The 16553-nt window shown below is 50.5% G+C and carries 17 protein-coding genes; 8 read left to right on the forward strand and 9 right to left on the reverse strand.

The window, feature by feature from the left end:
- Positions 1–557: 557 nt before the first annotated feature.
- The 5 genes from oppA (at position 558) to oppF (ending at position 6338) form a co-directional block, all read left to right on the forward strand.
- Positions 558–2201, forward strand: a complete 1644-nt coding sequence (gene oppA, locus HEP82_RS03970; RefSeq protein ID WP_192456899.1) for an oligopeptide ABC transporter substrate-binding protein OppA — start codon at positions 558–560, stop codon at positions 2199–2201.
- A gap of 289 nt (positions 2202–2490) precedes the next feature.
- Entirely contained in the window at positions 2491–3411 is a 921-nt protein-coding gene (gene oppB, locus HEP82_RS03975) for an oligopeptide ABC transporter permease OppB (protein WP_012765560.1), read from the forward strand.
- Positions 3412–3423: 12 nt separating this feature from the next.
- Positions 3424–4332, forward strand: coding sequence for an oligopeptide ABC transporter permease OppC (gene oppC, locus HEP82_RS03980; RefSeq protein WP_192456900.1), 909 nt, complete (start codon positions 3424–3426; stop codon positions 4330–4332).
- A gap of 15 nt (positions 4333–4347) precedes the next feature.
- A complete protein-coding gene (gene oppD / locus HEP82_RS03985) occupies positions 4348–5337 on the forward strand; it encodes an ABC transporter ATP-binding protein (RefSeq protein WP_192456901.1) in 990 nt (329 codons plus the stop codon).
- A complete protein-coding gene (gene oppF, locus HEP82_RS03990; RefSeq protein WP_192456902.1) occupies positions 5334–6338 on the forward strand; it encodes a murein tripeptide/oligopeptide ABC transporter ATP binding protein OppF in 1005 nt (334 codons plus the stop codon). The genes oppD and oppF overlap by 4 nt, the downstream gene beginning before the upstream one ends.
- Positions 6339–6422: 84 nt before the next feature.
- Here the strand turns inward: oppF and HEP82_RS03995 are convergent, their stop codons facing one another.
- Together HEP82_RS03995 and cls are read right to left on the reverse strand one after the other, a co-directional pair.
- A complete protein-coding gene (locus HEP82_RS03995) occupies positions 6423–6752 on the reverse strand; it encodes an HI1450 family dsDNA-mimic protein (protein ID WP_243061603.1) in 330 nt (109 codons plus the stop codon).
- 48 nt (positions 6753–6800) lie between these two features.
- Entirely contained in the window at positions 6801–8261 is a 1461-nt protein-coding gene (gene cls / locus HEP82_RS04000; protein WP_192456904.1) for a cardiolipin synthase, read from the reverse strand.
- A gap of 206 nt (positions 8262–8467) precedes the next feature.
- On the opposite strand from cls, the gene HEP82_RS04005 reads away from it, so the two are divergent.
- Positions 8468–8644, forward strand: a complete 177-nt coding sequence (locus tag HEP82_RS04005) for a YciY family protein (protein WP_012765554.1) — start codon at positions 8468–8470, stop codon at positions 8642–8644.
- A gap of 66 nt (positions 8645–8710) precedes the next feature.
- Here HEP82_RS04005 and HEP82_RS04010 read toward each other — a convergent pair whose 3' ends face one another.
- Positions 8711–10453 carry a methyl-accepting chemotaxis protein gene (locus HEP82_RS04010; RefSeq protein ID WP_192456905.1) on the reverse strand — a complete coding sequence of 581 codons (1743 nt, stop codon included), beginning with the start codon at positions 10451–10453 and terminating at the stop codon, positions 8711–8713.
- Positions 10454–10723: 270 nt separating this feature from the next.
- A complete protein-coding gene (locus tag HEP82_RS04015) occupies positions 10724–11020 on the reverse strand; it encodes a YciI family protein (protein WP_192456906.1) in 297 nt (98 codons plus the stop codon).
- A 203-nt stretch (positions 11021–11223) separates the two neighbouring features.
- Between HEP82_RS04015 and tonB the strand changes: the two genes are divergently transcribed.
- On the forward strand, positions 11224–11934 hold the full coding sequence (gene tonB, locus HEP82_RS04020; RefSeq protein ID WP_192456907.1) for a TonB system transport protein TonB: 711 nt from the start codon (positions 11224–11226) through the stop codon (positions 11932–11934).
- Between the two features lie 65 nt (positions 11935–11999).
- On the opposite strand, the gene yciA is transcribed toward tonB, so the two are convergent.
- From yciA to HEP82_RS04040, 4 genes are all read right to left on the reverse strand, one after another.
- Entirely contained in the window at positions 12000–12419 is a 420-nt protein-coding gene (yciA, locus tag HEP82_RS04025; protein ID WP_012765550.1) for an acyl-CoA thioester hydrolase YciA, read from the reverse strand.
- A 53-nt stretch (positions 12420–12472) separates the two neighbouring features.
- Positions 12473–13033 carry a septation protein A gene (locus HEP82_RS04030; protein WP_192456908.1) on the reverse strand — a complete coding sequence of 187 codons (561 nt, stop codon included), beginning with the start codon at positions 13031–13033 and terminating at the stop codon, positions 12473–12475.
- 181 nt (positions 13034–13214) lie between these two features.
- On the reverse strand, positions 13215–13967 hold the full coding sequence (locus HEP82_RS04035) for a YciC family protein (protein WP_192456909.1): 753 nt from the start codon (positions 13965–13967) through the stop codon (positions 13215–13217).
- 108 nt (positions 13968–14075) lie between these two features.
- Positions 14076–14411 carry a YkgJ family cysteine cluster protein gene (locus tag HEP82_RS04040; protein WP_192456910.1) on the reverse strand — a complete coding sequence of 112 codons (336 nt, stop codon included), beginning with the start codon at positions 14409–14411 and terminating at the stop codon, positions 14076–14078.
- A 283-nt stretch (positions 14412–14694) separates the two neighbouring features.
- Between HEP82_RS04040 and ompW the strand changes: the two genes are divergently transcribed.
- On the forward strand, positions 14695–15327 hold the full coding sequence (ompW, locus tag HEP82_RS04045; RefSeq protein ID WP_012765546.1) for an outer membrane protein OmpW: 633 nt from the start codon (positions 14695–14697) through the stop codon (positions 15325–15327).
- A 219-nt stretch (positions 15328–15546) separates the two neighbouring features.
- Here the strand turns inward: ompW and HEP82_RS04050 are convergent, their stop codons facing one another.
- Positions 15547–16275 carry an oligogalacturonate-specific porin KdgM family protein gene (locus HEP82_RS04050; protein ID WP_192456911.1) on the reverse strand — a complete coding sequence of 243 codons (729 nt, stop codon included), beginning with the start codon at positions 16273–16275 and terminating at the stop codon, positions 15547–15549.
- Between the last annotated feature and the right edge of the window lie 278 nt (positions 16276–16553).

The following is a 16553-nucleotide window of genomic DNA, read 5'->3' on the forward strand; positions in this document are numbered from 1 at the left end:
GAAATTTAAGTAACATTCTGCAAAACCTATTGGCGAATACAGATTCTTCTGATACGTTCGGCATCACATTATTACTCATGATTGTTATGCATAAGTTAAATTTATTGCTTTTGCGCATTGATTTGTGATGGAGCAAATATTTTTAACGAAATATTTGGGTTTTGAGACAGTCGTAAACGACCGCATTCACGCAGAGATATAAATGCAGATGATGATGTGTCTTTACCTTGTCTGACCCGCGCGTCGATCAATGAGTAAACGGGGAGAACCACTGTCGTAGGTAACGCAGGCAGAGGTGTTTCGGGGTGCCGGAAAACCAGTGGTCTATCCCGTGTCATTCTGTATGCAGAGCGCAGAGATAAAGGTTTTCTATGCTTAGGTGGGGTTCACTATTGCATATCTCTGTTTTCGGCGGGCAGCAATAGCAGGCGTCAGTCTGAATCGCAGTATCGCTGAAGTCGTTCCTTCAGTGACGCGATCGGCGCGACGGGTAATCGCATAGGAAAAGGGTTACACGCGGAAAGCGTGATGATGGTAATACAGGAGCAAGGTAACTCATGGTGACTAAAACAATTAAAAAGCGTTTGGCGATGGGAATTGTCGCCGCATTGACCGCGTCAGCAGGCGTTAGCGCCTGGGCCGCTATCGTGCCTGCCGGTGTGCAACTGGCAGAGAAGCAGGAACTGGTACGTAATAACGGCTCGGAAGCGGCTTCACTGGATCCACATAAAATTGAAGGCGTGCCCGAGTCCAATATTGCTCGTGATCTGCTGGAAGGGCTGTTGATGGTGACGCCAGACGGTCAGGTTGGGCCTGGTGTAGCGGAAAGCTGGGATAATAAAGACTACAAAGTCTGGACGTTCCATTTGCGTAAAAATGCCAAATGGTCAAACGGCGATCCGGTGACAGCACAAGATTTCGTCTACAGCTGGCAGCGCATTTCTGATCCGAAGACCGCATCGCCTTATGCCAGTTACCTGCAATTCGGCCATATCGTGAATATCGATGATGTGGTTGCCGGCAAAAAATCCCCCGATACATTAGGCCTGAAAGCCATTGATGACCACACGCTGGAAGTCACACTGAGTGAAGCGGTGCCTTATTTCTATAAGCTGCTGGTGCATCCGTCTACCTATCCGGTCAACAAGAAAGTTGTCGAGCAATTCGGCGATAAATGGACTCAACCCGAACACTGGGTCGGTAATGGCGCTTATAAACTGAAAGAGTGGGTCGTCAATGAAAAGCTGGTGGTGGAGCGCAACCCGAATTACTGGGATAACGCGCATACAGTGATCAATCAGGTCACGTTCCTGACGATTTCCTCTGAAGTGACGGATGTTAACCGTTATCGCAGTGGCGAAATCGATATGAGTTATACCAACCTGCCGATTGAGCTGTTCCAGAAGCTGAAAAAAGAGATCCCGAATGAAGTTAAGGTCAATCCTTACCTTTGCACCTACTATTACGAGATCAACAACCAGAAACCGCCGTTTACCGATGCCCGTGTCCGTCAGGCTCTGATTCTGGGGCTGGATCAGGATATTTTGACCAACAAGGTTAAGGGCCAGGGCGATACACCGGCATTTGGTTTCACTCCACCGTATATCGATGGTTTGGACGGCAAGCTGGCCGCGCCGGAGTGGGTAAGCTGGTCGCGTGAGAAACGCAATGCGGAAGCAAAGAAATTACTGGCTGAAGCGGGTTTTACCGCAGAGAAACCGCTGACTTTCAATTTGTTGTACAACACCTCTGATCTGCACAAGAAACTGGCGATTGCGGCCTCATCCATTTGGAAAAACAATATCGGTGTGGATGTCAAACTGGAAAATCAGGAGTGGAAAACCTTCCTGGACAGTCGTCATCAGGGGGCCTTTGACATCGCGCGTGCCGGTTGGTGTGCTGACTATAACGAGCCGTCAACCTTCCTGAACATCATGATTTCCGACAGCAGTAGCAACACTGCGCACTACAAAAACCCGGCTTTCGATCAACTGATGGCCAAAGCGTTGGTAGCGAAGACCGATGCTGAACGTTCCGATGCCTATAAACAGGCGGAAACCCTGTTGGAGAAAGAGGGGGCGATCGTTCCGGTTTATTATTATGCCAACACCCGGCTGGTGAAACCTTATGTCGGCGGTTTTACCGGCAAAGATCCGCTGGATAATCTCAAAGATAAAGATCTCTATATTATCAAGCACTAATGATAACGGGCCGCGTATTATCGCGCGGCCCGATGTTGCCTGAATAATATACCCTAAATAATTCGAGTTGCAGGCCAACACGTTAGTGTTGAACAACGCAATGTATTGGCCCTCCAGGGCAAGGCTCATGATGAGCTTGGTCACGCGGCAAGCCTGATGCGCTTACTCGGGTAAGTGATTCCCGTGAGCGATAACGCTGCCGGGAACCGGGTAATAAAGCAACACATCTGCCACTTGAAGCATGACGGGTATGGAAGAGAATGTCAGACCGGTGTTATAGGTAAGGTCAATGTTAAAATTTATTTTCCGTCGTTGTTTGGAAGCCATCCCGACGCTGTTTATCCTGATCACCATTTCGTTCTTCATGATGCGTCTGGCGCCGGGAAGCCCGTTTACCGGAGAGCGTACCCTTCCGCCGGAAGTGCTGGCGAATATTGAAGCTAAGTATCATCTCAACGATCCCATGATGAAACAGTACGGCAACTATCTGGTTCAGTTGCTGCAGGGCGATTTTGGGCCTTCGTTTAAATACAAAGATTACTCGGTTAACGAACTGGTATCCCGGTCGTTTCCGGTCTCTGCCAAACTCGGGGCGGCCGCGTTTCTGTTGGCGGTGATTCTGGGGGTGACGTCCGGCGTAGTCGCCGCGTTGAATCAAAACAGCAAGTGGGACTATACGGTGATGGGGTTTGCCATGACCGGCGTGGTGATCCCAAGCTTTGTGGTGGCGCCGTTGCTGGTGCTGGTCTTTGCCATTACGTTGCGCTGGTTGCCGGGCGGCGGCTGGAATGGCGGCGCACCGAAATACATCATTTTGCCGATGGTGGCGTTGTCGCTGTCCTATATCGCCAGCATTGCGCGTATTACCCGCGGTTCCATGATTGAGGTGCTGCATTCGAACTTCATTCGCACCGCGCGGGCAAAAGGGCTGCCTCTGCGCCGCATTATTCTGCGACACGCGCTGAAACCGACGTTGTTGCCTGTGCTGTCTTATATGGGGCCCGCATTTGTCGGCATTATCACCGGCTCTATGGTGATCGAAACGATTTTTGGCCTGCCCGGTATTGGTCAATTGTTTGTGAATGGTGCGCTGAACCGTGATTACTCGCTGGTGCTTAGCCTGACTATTCTGGTCGGGGCGCTGACTATTCTGTTCAATGCGGTCGTTGATGTGTTGTACGCCGTCATCGATCCGAAGATCCGTTACTGAGGTAGTGGCCTGATGTTTTCGAATAAACGCAACCGCGAAGCGCTGGATAATTTCAGCGAAAAACTGGAAGTTGAAGGGCGCAGCCTGTGGCAGGACGCGCGCCGCCGCTTTATGCATAACCGTGCGGCGCTGGCCAGCCTGTGCGTGCTGGCTTTGATTACGCTATTTGTCGTCTTCGGCCCGATGCTGGCGCCTTTCAACTATGCCGATACTGATTTTGGCATGATGTCTAATGCCCCTGATATGGTGTCCAAACACTATTTTGGCACCGATTCTTCCGGTCGCGACCTGCTGGTTCGAGTGGCGATTGGCGGCCGGATTTCCCTGATGGTCGGGGTGGCGGCGGCGTTGGTCGCCGTTGTCGTCGGTACGCTGTACGGGGCGTTATCCGGTTATATCGGGGGAAAAACAGACTCCGTCATGATGCGTCTGCTGGAGATCCTGAACTCTTTTCCGTTCATGTTTTTCGTCATCCTGCTGGTCACTCTGTTCGGTCAAAATATTCTGTTGATTTTCGTGGCCATCGGTATGGTGTCCTGGCTGGATATGGCCCGTATTGTGCGTGGCCAGACGCTGAGCCTCAAACGCAAGGAGTTCATTGAAGCGGCGCTGGTGTGCGGCGTGTCTACCCGTAATATCGTGTTGCGACATATCGTGCCCAATGTGCTGGGCGTGGTGGTGGTCTACGCTTCATTGCTGGTGCCGAGCATGATTCTGTTTGAATCGTTTCTCAGTTTTCTGGGATTGGGAACCCAGGAACCCTTAAGTAGCTGGGGCGCATTGCTGAATGACGGCGCCAACTCGATGGAAGTTTCTCCCTGGCTGTTGTTGTTTCCCGCTGTTTTTCTGGTGGTAACGCTGTTTTGTTTCAACTTTATCGGCGATGGCTTGCGTGATGCCCTCGACCCGAAAGATCGCTAAGGAGACGCTTCAACCATGATGAATACGTCAGAAAATCGCGAAGCGCTGCTTAACGTCAACGATTTACGAGTCACCTTTGCTACGCCGGACGGTGATGTCACCGCGGTCAACGACCTGAACTTTTCACTGAGCGCCGGCGAAACGCTGGGGATTGTCGGTGAATCCGGGTCGGGTAAGTCGCAAACAGCATTTGCGCTGATGGGGCTGCTGGCGGCCAATGGTCGGATCGGCGGATCGGCGCGGTTCAATGGGCGTGAAATTCTGAATCTGCCGGAGCGTGAGCTCAACCTGCTGCGGGCAGAGGAAATCGCCATGATTTTTCAGGATCCGATGACTTCGCTCAACCCTTATATGCGGGTCGGCGAGCAGCTGATGGAAGTGTTGATGCTGCACAAAAAGCTCGGCAAAGCGGAAGCATTCGAAGAGTCGGTGCGCATGTTGGATGCGGTGAAAATGCCGGAAGCCAGAAAGCGGATGCGTATGTATCCTCATGAGTTTTCAGGCGGTATGCGGCAGCGTGTGATGATAGCGATGGCCTTGTTGTGCCGTCCGAAGTTGTTGATTGCCGATGAGCCCACCACGGCACTGGATGTTACGGTTCAGGCGCAGATTATGACGCTGCTTAACGAACTGAAGCGCGAATTCAATACCGCCATCATCATGATCACCCATGATTTGGGCGTTGTTGCCGGCATCTGCGACAAAGTGTTGGTGATGTATGCCGGGCGAACGATGGAATACGGCTCCGCGCAGGAAATCTTCTACCAACCGACCCATCCTTACTCCATCGGCCTGCTCAAAGCGGTGCCGCGACTGGATGAAGAAAACGAGGAACTGGCGACTATCCCAGGCAATCCGCCTAACCTGCTACGTTTGCCCGCCGGATGTCCGTTCCAGCCGCGTTGCCCGTATGCCCAGGAGCAATGCCATCAGGCGCCTACATTGACGCCGTTTGGTCAGGGGCGCCTGCGCGCCTGTTTCCGCAGCGTGGAGGAATTGGCATGAGTCAGCAGGAAAATACGAAGGTATTGCTGGAAGTCGACGAGCTTAAAGTGCATTTCGATATTCGCGACGACAAACAGTGGTTTTGGCAACCGGCCAAAAAACTCAAAGCGGTGGATGGCGTCACGTTGCGTCTGTACGAAGGGGAAACGCTGGGCGTCGTCGGTGAGTCCGGCTGCGGCAAATCCACGCTGGCCCGTGCCATTATCGGTCTGGTTAAGGCAACCAGCGGGCGTATCAGCTGGCTGGGGAAAGATTTGCTCGGCATGAGTGATGCACAGTGGCGCGATGTCCGTAGTGATATTCAGATGATTTTCCAGGATCCGCTGGCGTCGCTGAACCCACGCATGACGATAGGCGAAATCATCGCTGAACCGTTGCATACTTACCATCCGCAAATGTCGCGTCAGGATGTGAAGGATAAAGTCAAAACGATGATGATGAAGGTTGGGCTGTTGCCGAACCTGATCAACCGTTATCCGCATGAGTTTTCCGGCGGGCAGTGCCAACGTATCGGTATCGCGCGTGCGCTGATTCTGGAGCCTAAGCTGATTATCTGCGACGAACCGGTATCGGCGCTGGATGTGTCCATTCAAGCTCAGGTGGTGAATTTGTTGCAGCAGTTACAGCGGGAGATGGGGCTATCGTTGATTTTCATTGCACATGATCTGTCCGTCGTGAAGCACATTTCCGATCGCGTGCTGGTGATGTATCTGGGCCATGCAGTGGAGCTGGGAACCTATGACGAGCTGTACCATAATCCCCAGCATCCATACACCAAGGCGCTGATGTCGGCGGTTCCGATTCCCGATCCGGATAAGGAGCGCGATAAGCAGATTCAGTTGCTGGAGGGGGATTTGCCGTCGCCTATCAATCCGCCCAGCGGTTGTGTCTTCTGTACGCGCTGCCCGGTCGTCGGGCCTGAATGTGTGAAAATCCGGCCGGTGCTGGAGGGCAGTTTCCGCCATGCGGTATCTTGCCTGAAGGTAGAGCCGATGGCGTAATGTAATGATTGCCCGTCGAAAAAACACAAACGCCCCGAAAGGGGCGTTTGTGTCGTCAGGGCGGGAAGACGTTAAGTGAGGGAGTCACTCTTTCCACAGGATATGGCAAAGTTTGTGGTCTTTCTCGCGGCAAATCAGCACGCGAGCAAAGATATCGGTAATTTCATCGCCGTCTTTTTCCGCCAGGCCGATCACCACTTCAGCGAAAAAGTCAGGATTGAGATCAAAATCAACGTGTTCCGCCCAATCGTCGGCCGGGTCGAACAGCTCTGCGCCGCCGCGCTCTTCAAACTGCAGATTGAACAGCAGAATGTCCGCAGGATCCAGGTTATCCGGCGCCAGCTCCAGAAAAATGTCATAGGCCTGTTCTAGCGTTTCATCTTCGGTCAGGCGATTATTCAAATCCATAACGATGTCCCTGTTAAAACATGATGCGGTATTAGAGCATGAAGGCGGAAAGGATTACAGCAGCGGGCTGAAAAAGTAGAACAATCGCTCCACGATCAACTGCCAATACGGGCGTTTTTGCCATTTTCCCGCCTGTAAACGTTCAGAACGGAGCATGTAGTCCTCCTGTATACAGGCCAGATCACGGCCAAAACCGGCATCATCGATCAACAGCGTGATTTCGAAGTTCAACCACAGGCTGCGCATGTCGAGATTGACGGTACCGACCAGGCTAAGTTGACCGTCAACCAGCACGCTTTTGGTATGCAACAAGCCGTCTTTGAACAGATAAATATGTGCGCCTGCCGCCAGTAATTCACTGAAGAAGGCTTTGCAGGCCCATCCCACCATCATGGAGTCGTTTTTGTACGGCACGATAATGTTGACATCCACGCCGCGCTGGGCGGCAGTGCAGATAGCATGCAGCAAGTCATCGCTGGGAACGAAGTACGGGGTGGTCATGATCAACTGCTGACGGGCGGAGTAAACCGCCGTCAGCAGCGCCTGATGGATCATATCTTCAGGATATCCCGGGCCGGAAGCGATGACCTGGATGGTATGGCCGCTTTCCTGCTCGAACGGCATGATGTTTACATCCGGAGCTGGGGGGAGCCGGCGTTGACCGGTTTCCATCTCCCAGTCTTGGCTGTAGATAATGCCCATCGTGGTTGCGACCGGGCCTTCGGTGCGAACCATCAGATCAATCCACTGGCCGACGCCGGACTCTTGTTTGAAATGGCGCGGGTCAACCATATTCATGCTGCCGGTATAGGCGATGCGATTATCGATCAATATGACTTTACGATGTTGGCGCAAATCCATACGTCGCAGAAAGGCCCGCAAGATATTGACCTGCAGGGCTTCCACCACCTCAATACCCGCATTGCGCATGAGTGTCGGCTGAGTGCTGTGAAAAAAGTTTACGCTGCCAGCAGAATCCAGCAGGATCCGACATTTAACGCCGCGCTGCGCGGCGGACAGCAGGGCTGCCTGAATCTGCTCAACCAGCCCGCCTGACTGCCAAATATAAAACACCATCTCGATATTGTTGCGTGCCAGTTCGATATCCCGGAGCAGAGTTTTTATCGTGTCATCGAACGAGGTCAGCAGCTGCAACTGATTACCCTTTACCCCGGCAACCCCTTGACGGCGCTCACATAGCTGGAACAGAGACCGGGCTACTTCACTATGTTCAGTGGCGAAAATGCGCTGGAATCCTTTCAGTTCGCGCAGCCATTGCGCCGTTGCCGGCCACATCTGACGAGCACGTTCGGCACGCTGTTTACCGAGATGCAGCTCGCCAAGTAAGAGATAGGTAATAATGCCGACCAGCGGCAGAATATAAATGACCAGCAACCAGGCCATGGCCGAGGGAACTGCACGTCGTTTCATCAGAATTCGCAGTGTGATGCCGGCAATCAGCAGCCAGTAGCTGAAAACCAGCAAACCACTCAACACGGTATAAAATGCTGTCATAGTCGCGATGTGCAGATCCCTTTGGCTAAATAGTTCTTTTCAAAGTGTATGCATAGATTGTCAAAAGGTGAAAGTCCTTCTGTCTGAATAAAATAGCGACGTCTATCGAGAGAAATTCCGCTTTGGATGGTTTGGCGGTCAGAAGCAAGGGGATATAATGGCGGCGCACGTCGTTATAATCACGATTTTAATCACAAGAGTCAGCTATGAAACGCAGTCGCAATGAAGTCAGCCGTTGGCGTATGTTGCGCCAGGTTCAGCGCCGTCGGGCCCGTTGGTTGGAAGCGCAATCCCGCAGTTATCGCCATATCCGTCATATCCGTTTGTTGCAGGAAAAACTGCATCGTCGTTCCCATCTCTATGCGGTTGTCTACGAGTGGTGATGGTACCCGCGGGGGCCATCTCGCTGTTAACACGATGAATGGCAACCCCGCCCACGCCTAAAACAATTAACTTGCCACTTTTACCTGTGGTGCGGAAATCGACGCCCAATGAGAAGATTTGTAGGATGCCGGTTTGGCATAATCGCCGGCGTCGGCCGGTAACGGTGTGACGTTGGATAGTGAGGGCCGTTGGTCTGTATCATCATCCTGCAGCTGTTTCGGCAATCTGAATTGTGCGACCGATATATTCAATTGCTCCGCCTGTTCCAGCAAATGGTTAAAGGTATCGGCGGACGCTTCTACTTGTAGCGCATTCTGCATGACGGTTTCATTCAGTGTGCGTATCCGCCCGGTGACTTCATGGATGCTGTCGTTCTGCTGCAGTGAAATATCGGTAATCTCATTCAGGAAGGTACTGGTACCTCGGGATGCCTGAATGATTTCCTGCAGACTGTCATTGAGGCGTTCTACCAGCTGGGAGCCCGTCGTCACGCTGTTATTGGATTCACGTATCAGCGTATTGATGTTTTGGGCGGAATGGCTGCTTTGTGAGGCCAGAGAGCCCACTTCTCGTGCTACAACCGCGAATCCACGGCCAAGTTCGCCGGCCCTAGCTGCTTCAATAGAAGCATTCAACGATAAAATGTGCGTCTGGAATGCCACGTTTTCGATCAGACTGATGACTTCTGTCATCTCTTTACTGCGCCCGGAGATGGCGGTCATCGCCTGGCGAACGTCGTTCATCATGGTCTCGCCCTGTTCGGCGATATGGCTGGTTTCACCGGCATGATGGCCAGCTTGCTGGGTATAGCGAGCGTTTTGTTCCAGATGCTGGCTGAGCTGCATGATGTGTTCGGTGGTGACTTTTAGTTCCTGAGATTGCTTCTGCGCCTGCAATGACAGGGTCTGGTTATCGGTCGCCACATCATTGACATTGTTCATCATGGTTTCCATTCCCCGGCGTACCTGGCTTATCAGCGCGACCAAACCGCCTTGCATCTGGATGACGCTTTGATTCAACTGATCTATCTCGCGGGTGGTGCGCTTTTCGACGCCGATATCGTGAGACAAGTCGCCTGCGGCAATCAGTTGTAAATGTTCAGTGATGCGCTTAAGGGGACGAATAATCACTTTACTGACGCTAATCCAGACGATCAGCGAGATACACAGCAATAACCCCAGAATAGTAATGAACATGGTCTGGGTGGCATCGAGCCGACTGATCAGGCTTTGGGTATGTTGTGTCAACCGGGCATCATTTTCCTGCAGATAACGGGCATACTTTTGCGTGAACAGCGTTTGATACGCCTGAATGGGAATGGCGAAGAAAATATCGGTATCGTTGGTTTTTTTGATGCCGTCCGCCAGTTCAACCAAACCGTTGTACAACTGTTGGTAGCTGTTGCGCAGTTCGGTGAAAGCGGGAGTGGTGGTATCAGCAGCCGCAAGACCGCCGAGCCGTTGGTAATACTCTTGCGAGCGTTTCAGCGATGCTTCGGCTTCGCTCATCAAACTGTTCCAACTGCCGACGGAGCCGGTAGTTTTATCAAACATCAGATAGATGCCGGCGCGGTTAAGTTTGTCACTGGCATTCATGACTTCCATGCGAGCCTGATCCATCAATGCTTGTTGCTGCCTCAGTATTTCATTGGCGGCATTGTCCTGCCTCAGTTCGACCATGGTTCTTGAGATCATCCCTACCGATAGTAATTGCAGCAGGGAAAAGAGCCCGATAATCAGTAGCAAACCGGACAGAAAACTCAGACGGTACTGGCGGCATCTGCGAAGAAAATGGGGACGTGTCGACATAATAATGACTCTCTGAAGCGAAATTGCGGCCAACATAACACTGACAAATGACTGAAATATTTCAGTGGAAGTCCTCTGGTGGGAAACCCACCGATTCCTTGACGGTGCCATGGATGACGATGTCATCATTTGGGATACAGCGGATGAGCTTGAGGGGAAAATACGGACGGCAATTTGGGCGCGGGAGTGAAGGACACGATTTATAATGTGTCCTTTTTATTTATGCTTGTTGGTTCTATGTGATGCGGAAAGTTTCTTTAAAACAAGGTATTAAAATACCTTTTTGAACGGTTTGATCACAACAGACGCATAGACTCCAGCAGCAACATAAGGATCCGCGTCAGCCCAACGTTGAGCTTCCGGCAGCGAAGCGAATTCAGCGATAACCACGGAGCCAGTGAAACCGGCCGAACCTGGAGCCTCGCTGTCAACCGCGGGTAGCGGGCCGGCGGTCAGTAAACGGCCCTGATCGCGCAGGGTTTGCAGGCGAGCAAGGTGTGCGGGCCTGGCTTCAAGGCGCTGAGCCAGCGTGTTCGGCACATCAGTGGCATAAATAACGTACAGCATGCTAAACCTCATACTAGGGAGAATAATGAATGGTACGACCGTTTCATCATACGCAGTAGCCATGGAAGCACAATCCCTGATGCGCCATTATCTTGATCTGGCTAGGGAATCATGATCTTGTGAGTGGGTTAATCGCTAATTTGGTATTGAATATGATTGCTATTTGCATTTAAAATCGCGGCGAGAGAGGACACTATACAACTATGCCGCAAAAAACTTTTTTCCTGACTCGGCGTTATTCATGGCCATTGCTAGTTTCCGTGGGTGTTCACGGTTCGCTGATTGCCGGGCTGTTATACGCATCATTCCTGAATTCTGTACAAATTCCGGCGGAAACGCCGCCAATGAAGGTGATGATGGTCAATGTCGCGCCGGAAGAGGCTGCTCCTGCGCCGCAACCAGAGCCGGAAAAAGTGCCCGAGCCGCCGCCTGAGCCGGAGGTTAAGCCGGAGCCGCCGCCGTTGCCAAAACCTGTGCCTGTACCGTTACCGGAGCCCAAACCCCAACCTAAGCCAAAACCGAAACCGGTTAAAAAAATCGAACCGCCCAAAGAGACACCCCAAACGTCGACACCGGCGCCGACGCAACCCGTCGTGCAGAATACGGCGCCGGTTCATCAGGCGCCGCCGCCTAATCCTCAGCCTTCTGGGCCGCGTCCGTTAAGCCGTGCGCAACCGGAGTATCCGGCGCGGGCGTTTGCATTGCGCATTGAGGGTAAAGTCAGAGTTCAGTTTGATGTTGATTCGAGCGGTCGCATTGATAATGTTCAAATTTTGTCTGCCGAACCACGAAATATGTTCGAACGCGATATCAAACAGGCGATGCGTAAGTGGCGTTATGAAGAAAATAAACCCGCGACCGGCCTGGTGGTGACGATCGTTTTCAGAATCAACGGCGGGGCAGCGATGGAATAGCGAGCCGGTCCAACAACGTAAAAAGGCGCCCGCAGGCGCCTTTTTCGTCTAAAAGGGAGTCATTATCACAGCGGCGTAAAATGACTTTTACCTTCGGGCAGTTCCCGTGGTTTCCCGTCCTCATCTATCGCCACATACGTAAACAGTGCTTCTGTTGCACGATAGCGATGCCCGATTGGGTCGGATGACACCTTTTTTACCCACACTTCTACATTGACACTCATTGATGTCCGCCCGGTACGGACGCAACGGGCGTAGCAGCAGACGACATCCCCCACCGCAACAGGTTTGAGAAAAGTCATTTCATCTACTTTGACGGTTACAACTCGGCCTTCAGCAATCTCTTTCGCTAGTATGGCGCCGCCGATGTCCATCTGAGACATTAGCCATCCGCCAAAAATATCGCCGTTCGCATTGGTATCTGCTGGCATCGCCAACGTGCGCAACACCAGCTCTCCATGAGGGAATACGTCTTGTTTGCTCATAAGATTAATGAACCTGGTTGTGAGTAAAGAAATCCCATGTCAAAACAGGGTGGTTATTTATCGCTTTCACTCTTTGCCTTTTCCTGTTCGACAGGGAGGTGGCGATAAATGTAGATGCCACACAGTAGAGTAAATACCAGCGTCATACCAGTCAGGCCAAATACTTTGAAATCGACCCAGATACTTTGCGGTAGCCAGAATGCAATATAGATATTGGCCATTCCGCAAAGCAGGAAGAACATCGCCCATGAGACGTTCAGCCGGGACCAGACCTGTAGCGGGAGCACGAGCTCTTTGCCAAGCATTTGCTGGATCAAGGGTTTTTTCATAACGAATTGGCTGAATAACAGTGCGGCGGAAAACAGCGTGTAAATAATAGTCACCTTCCATTTAATGAACTGATCGTTATGGAAAATCAGCGTCAGGCTGCCAAAAATGGCCACCATGATGAAGGTGAGCAGCATCATTTTCTCGATTTTGCGATAGATAGCCCAGCTCAGGATTAACGCGACGGCTGTAGCCGCCACCAGAGCACCAGAGGCGACATAGATATCGTAAAGTTTATAAAAAACGAAAAATACGACAAGTGGAATAAAATCAATAAGTTGCTTCATTACATCTATCCGTTGCCTGATCTTGCATCATTATCTCGCCACCGGTGTGGCGGCGAGCGATCTCAGTAAGCGCTGATTATCGCTGTTTATACCGTCGGATTCCCGATTAATCATAACAATTTGCAGAAAATTACCTTGGTCAACAGATTGTCACCACCTGTCTAGCCTAGGTATGTGCTGTTTATGACCTGATCAGCATATAAAGACGAAATAAATAAACCAGCAGCATCGCGGATAACAGGTTACTTATGCTGTTCAGGATAATCGCCATGGCTGTCGGCGACATCGTTGGCAATCTGGCTATCAACATCAGCAAAGCCACTTTTACCAGCAGCCACAGAATGATCGCCGGCGTGGTCAGGCGGAAGTGTACGAACGCCAGTTTGCTACTGGCACGCATTGATGCGAAGACCCCACTTTTTTCCGTGACGGCGATGATGGGCGACAGGCTGAATGCGATGGCTAATAGGATGCCAGGAACCACCAGCAACAACATACCTAACTGTATCAATAGCGTGCAGACCAGCATCAGGCCGAAAAGGCGAGGCAAAAACGGAACGGATGCGCTAATGGCTCGCAGCGCGCTGGTGTGTTGTCCGGCGGAAACAATATGCAGCAGGATCAGCATGGCGCCCGTCAGAACGGCGTTACCCAGCAAGGAGGAAAATGTTCCCGCAGCGGAAGCCCGGAGCAATACCCACTGTTGTTCCGGGGACATCTGCTGAATGATGTCCCCGATATCCGGGCGTTCAATCGCCGAAAGATCGATATTGCTGTTGCTGAGCATCTGCAACTGTTCGCTACCGGGCATAAAAGCATATCCGAGGAAAACGGCGATGAAGGCGGTCAACAAAGACAACAGAAGAATGCTGAGAAACTGGTTACGGGTAAAGTTCAGGGTGTCACGGTACAACCTGCTGGCCGTGATAGGCATGAAGACTCCTTGGAGGATTGGCAACAAAATATCGCGCTATTGTAACCTGTTCGTCCATGTGTGGCACCCCGCCTGTGATGATCGATATCTGGCTATTTTTACTCTGTTTTATGTCACGGCATCCGGTAATGTTTCCTGCGTTAACGGCGGTAGGCCGTAATACGCCCGGCGGTGCTCACCAGGCTGACTGAGTTCGCGACATGGGCTCTGACGCTGTTCATAAATACGGCAGCGGACGGCGTGACGAATCTCCCCCTCCAGAGCGATGCAATGCGGTTGCCGGCAGTTGGTGCCTTCCATACAGCGTAGAAACGGGGAAACTTGCTGCGTTAATTCGACAGGAACGCACCCGCCGCCATCAGCGGCTTCCGACCAGTAAAATGAAACACGAAAATAACCGCAGCAAGCGCCACATTGCATACAGGGATTTACGCTTCTACTCATGATTGGTTAATCCATCATTCACTATTGGTTCGCATCACGCTGTAAATAAAAATGTACTCCCGAATGCGTCGTCGCGCCGTCCTGGGTGAATGAGATGCACGCATAATGCCCGCTGGCACTGATTTTGATCTGAATCAATTATTTGTTTTTTGAAGAGTTATTGTGATTTGAGTAATGCCATAAATGGGTAAGAATTGTGTCGCTCTGTGATCTTGCTTCAAATAAAAATACCCCTGGGTGGGTATAGTTCGCCGGAACATTAACCTTATAAAAGGAGTGGGTAATGAAAAAGACCTCTTTGGTACTGATGGCGGCAGCTTTACTGCCAACTCTGGCACAGGCTCATCAGGCTGGGGATGTAATTGTTCGTGCGGGGACGGCAACGGTACATCCGATGGAAAGCTCAGATAATGTGTTAGGGCTGGGTTCCTTCAATGTTAACGACAATACCCAATTAGGGCTGACGCTCGGTTATATGGCTACCGATAATATCGGGGTTGAATTATTGGCGGCGACACCTTTCAAACACAAGGTCGGTGTGGGAAGTGTTGGCACTATCGCCGAAGTCAAACATCTGCCTCCGACGCTGATGGCTCAGTATTATTTCGGACAGAGCGCGGATAAGCTGCGTCCTTATTTGGGGCTTGGCGTTAACTACACCACATTCTTTGGTGAGAAATTTAATCAGACCGGTGAGAATGCCGGGTTGAGCGACCTGAGTCTGAAAAGCTCGTGGGGTGTAGCGGCCCAGGCTGGGTTGGATTACAACCTGAATAAAAACTGGTTGTTGAACATGTCAGTATGGTGGATGGATATCGACACCACTGTTAAATTCAAAGCGGGTGATTCGGAACAGAGTATTAAAACACGCCTGGATCCCTGGGTATTTATGTTTGGATTCGGTTATAAATTCTGATCGTCAGATTATGGGATAAAGCGATAAGCTATTTTCGCTGTTAGCGAACAGTGTTGATAAATTGTTATGCTAATGGCGAACCGATTGTGATCGTAATAATAAATGCGGTGTCGACATCGGTGAATTTCAATAGCAAAAAGGCGGAATGATTATTCCGCCTTTTCTTTTACACGGGTCTTTCTTTTACAAATAGCATCCGGCTAAATATGCCGGGTTCTATCAGAAGTTATATTGTACACCGACACGATAACGGGTCTGGCGATGATCGCTGGTGCCATCTTGTGCCACATTGCCCACTTCCATGTAAGGTTTCCAGTTTTTATCCCATTTGTAGGACAGCTTCACGTTATGATCAAAGTTATCGCTGTCATTGTCGTAACGGTAATAGCTCACGCCAGCTTTGGTTGTCTTGGCATATTCCAGCTCATAACCAATGGTGTAGTCCTTCAGGAAGGTGTAATCAATATTTCCCGTAAAGGTATAACCAGATTCACTGGTGTCCTTTCCACTAACACCAATATTGCTGCTGTAACGCTTAAAATACGGGCGATAGCGCAGAGACATGGTCAGGTCGTTGATTACATTCGCTTTCGCACGAACATAAGGACGGTAATTGGCGCTGCTAGAACTGGTTACATAAGACAAACCAGATTCCAGAGAAAAGGTCTTGTTAAAGTTGTACAGGTAGCTGGCAATGACTTCAGTTTCATTGCTGACCATCTCATTATAGGGTTTGTTGGGTGTAGTTTGGTTGGTAGAAGCGCCATTCTTCCATGAAGCTTCGGAAGACAAGCCGAAGCCATTGTCAAAACGATGAGAAATTAGCAAACGATCCTTGTGATCAGCTTTAGCTGTATCTTTCATTTCATGGCGGTAATCGATTGTTACAGCCATTGAACTCATGCTGACCAGAGAAGCTACCATCATCGTCAAAATTTTAAATTTCATTGTTATAACCCTCAGTGACACTCATTTATTTTTTAAGATTGCGTGACCTCAGAACCGTCACACAATTCAATTTTATTTGTATTCACTTACAAATATGTGCACGAGATCTCCATATTTAAAAAATGAAAAACCATTTCATTTATGTGATTTGTGTCTATTTACCATAGTGAAAATCTATGCTTGGCATTGAAACGTCATTTCAATTATCTGGCGGCTTAATTTTGTGTCTTTGTGAATGAATTGAAATTTAAAATTACAAATATTTGATATTTTTATAT

The sequence above is a fragment of the Musicola keenii genome (genome assembly GCF_014855505.1).
Taxonomy (GTDB): Bacteria; Pseudomonadota; Gammaproteobacteria; order Enterobacterales; family Enterobacteriaceae; genus Musicola; species Musicola paradisiaca.

Bases quoted from the DNA above. Each gene is read 5' to 3' on its own strand.
- oppA (WP_192456899.1), top strand. From the start codon at position 558: ATGGTGACTAAAACAATTAAAAAGCGTTTGGCGATGGGAATTGTCGCC.
- oppB (WP_012765560.1), top strand. From the start codon at position 2,491: ATGTTAAAATTTATTTTCCGTCGTTGTTTGGAAGCCATCCCGACGCTG.
- oppC (WP_192456900.1), top strand. From the start codon at position 3,424: ATGTTTTCGAATAAACGCAACCGCGAAGCGCTGGATAATTTCAGCGAA.
- oppD (WP_192456901.1), top strand. From the start codon at position 4,348: ATGATGAATACGTCAGAAAATCGCGAAGCGCTGCTTAACGTCAACGAT.
- oppF (WP_192456902.1), top strand. From the start codon at position 5,334: ATGAGTCAGCAGGAAAATACGAAGGTATTGCTGGAAGTCGACGAGCTT.
- cls (WP_192456904.1), bottom strand. From the start codon at position 8,261: ATGACAGCATTTTATACCGTGTTGAGTGGTTTGCTGGTTTTCAGCTAC.
- HEP82_RS04005 (WP_012765554.1), top strand. From the start codon at position 8,468: ATGAAACGCAGTCGCAATGAAGTCAGCCGTTGGCGTATGTTGCGCCAG.
- HEP82_RS04010 (WP_192456905.1), bottom strand. From the start codon at position 10,453: ATGTCGACACGTCCCCATTTTCTTCGCAGATGCCGCCAGTACCGTCTG.
- HEP82_RS04015 (WP_192456906.1), bottom strand. From the start codon at position 11,020: ATGCTGTACGTTATTTATGCCACTGATGTGCCGAACACGCTGGCTCAG.
- tonB (WP_192456907.1), top strand. From the start codon at position 11,224: ATGCCGCAAAAAACTTTTTTCCTGACTCGGCGTTATTCATGGCCATTG.
- yciA (WP_012765550.1), bottom strand. From the start codon at position 12,419: ATGAGCAAACAAGACGTATTCCCTCATGGAGAGCTGGTGTTGCGCACG.
- HEP82_RS04030 (WP_192456908.1), bottom strand. From the start codon at position 13,033: ATGAAGCAACTTATTGATTTTATTCCACTTGTCGTATTTTTCGTTTTT.
- HEP82_RS04035 (WP_192456909.1), bottom strand. From the start codon at position 13,967: ATGCCTATCACGGCCAGCAGGTTGTACCGTGACACCCTGAACTTTACC.
- HEP82_RS04040 (WP_192456910.1), bottom strand. From the start codon at position 14,411: ATGAGTAGAAGCGTAAATCCCTGTATGCAATGTGGCGCTTGCTGCGGT.
- ompW (WP_012765546.1), top strand. From the start codon at position 14,695: ATGAAAAAGACCTCTTTGGTACTGATGGCGGCAGCTTTACTGCCAACT.
- HEP82_RS04050 (WP_192456911.1), bottom strand. From the start codon at position 16,275: ATGAAATTTAAAATTTTGACGATGATGGTAGCTTCTCTGGTCAGCATG.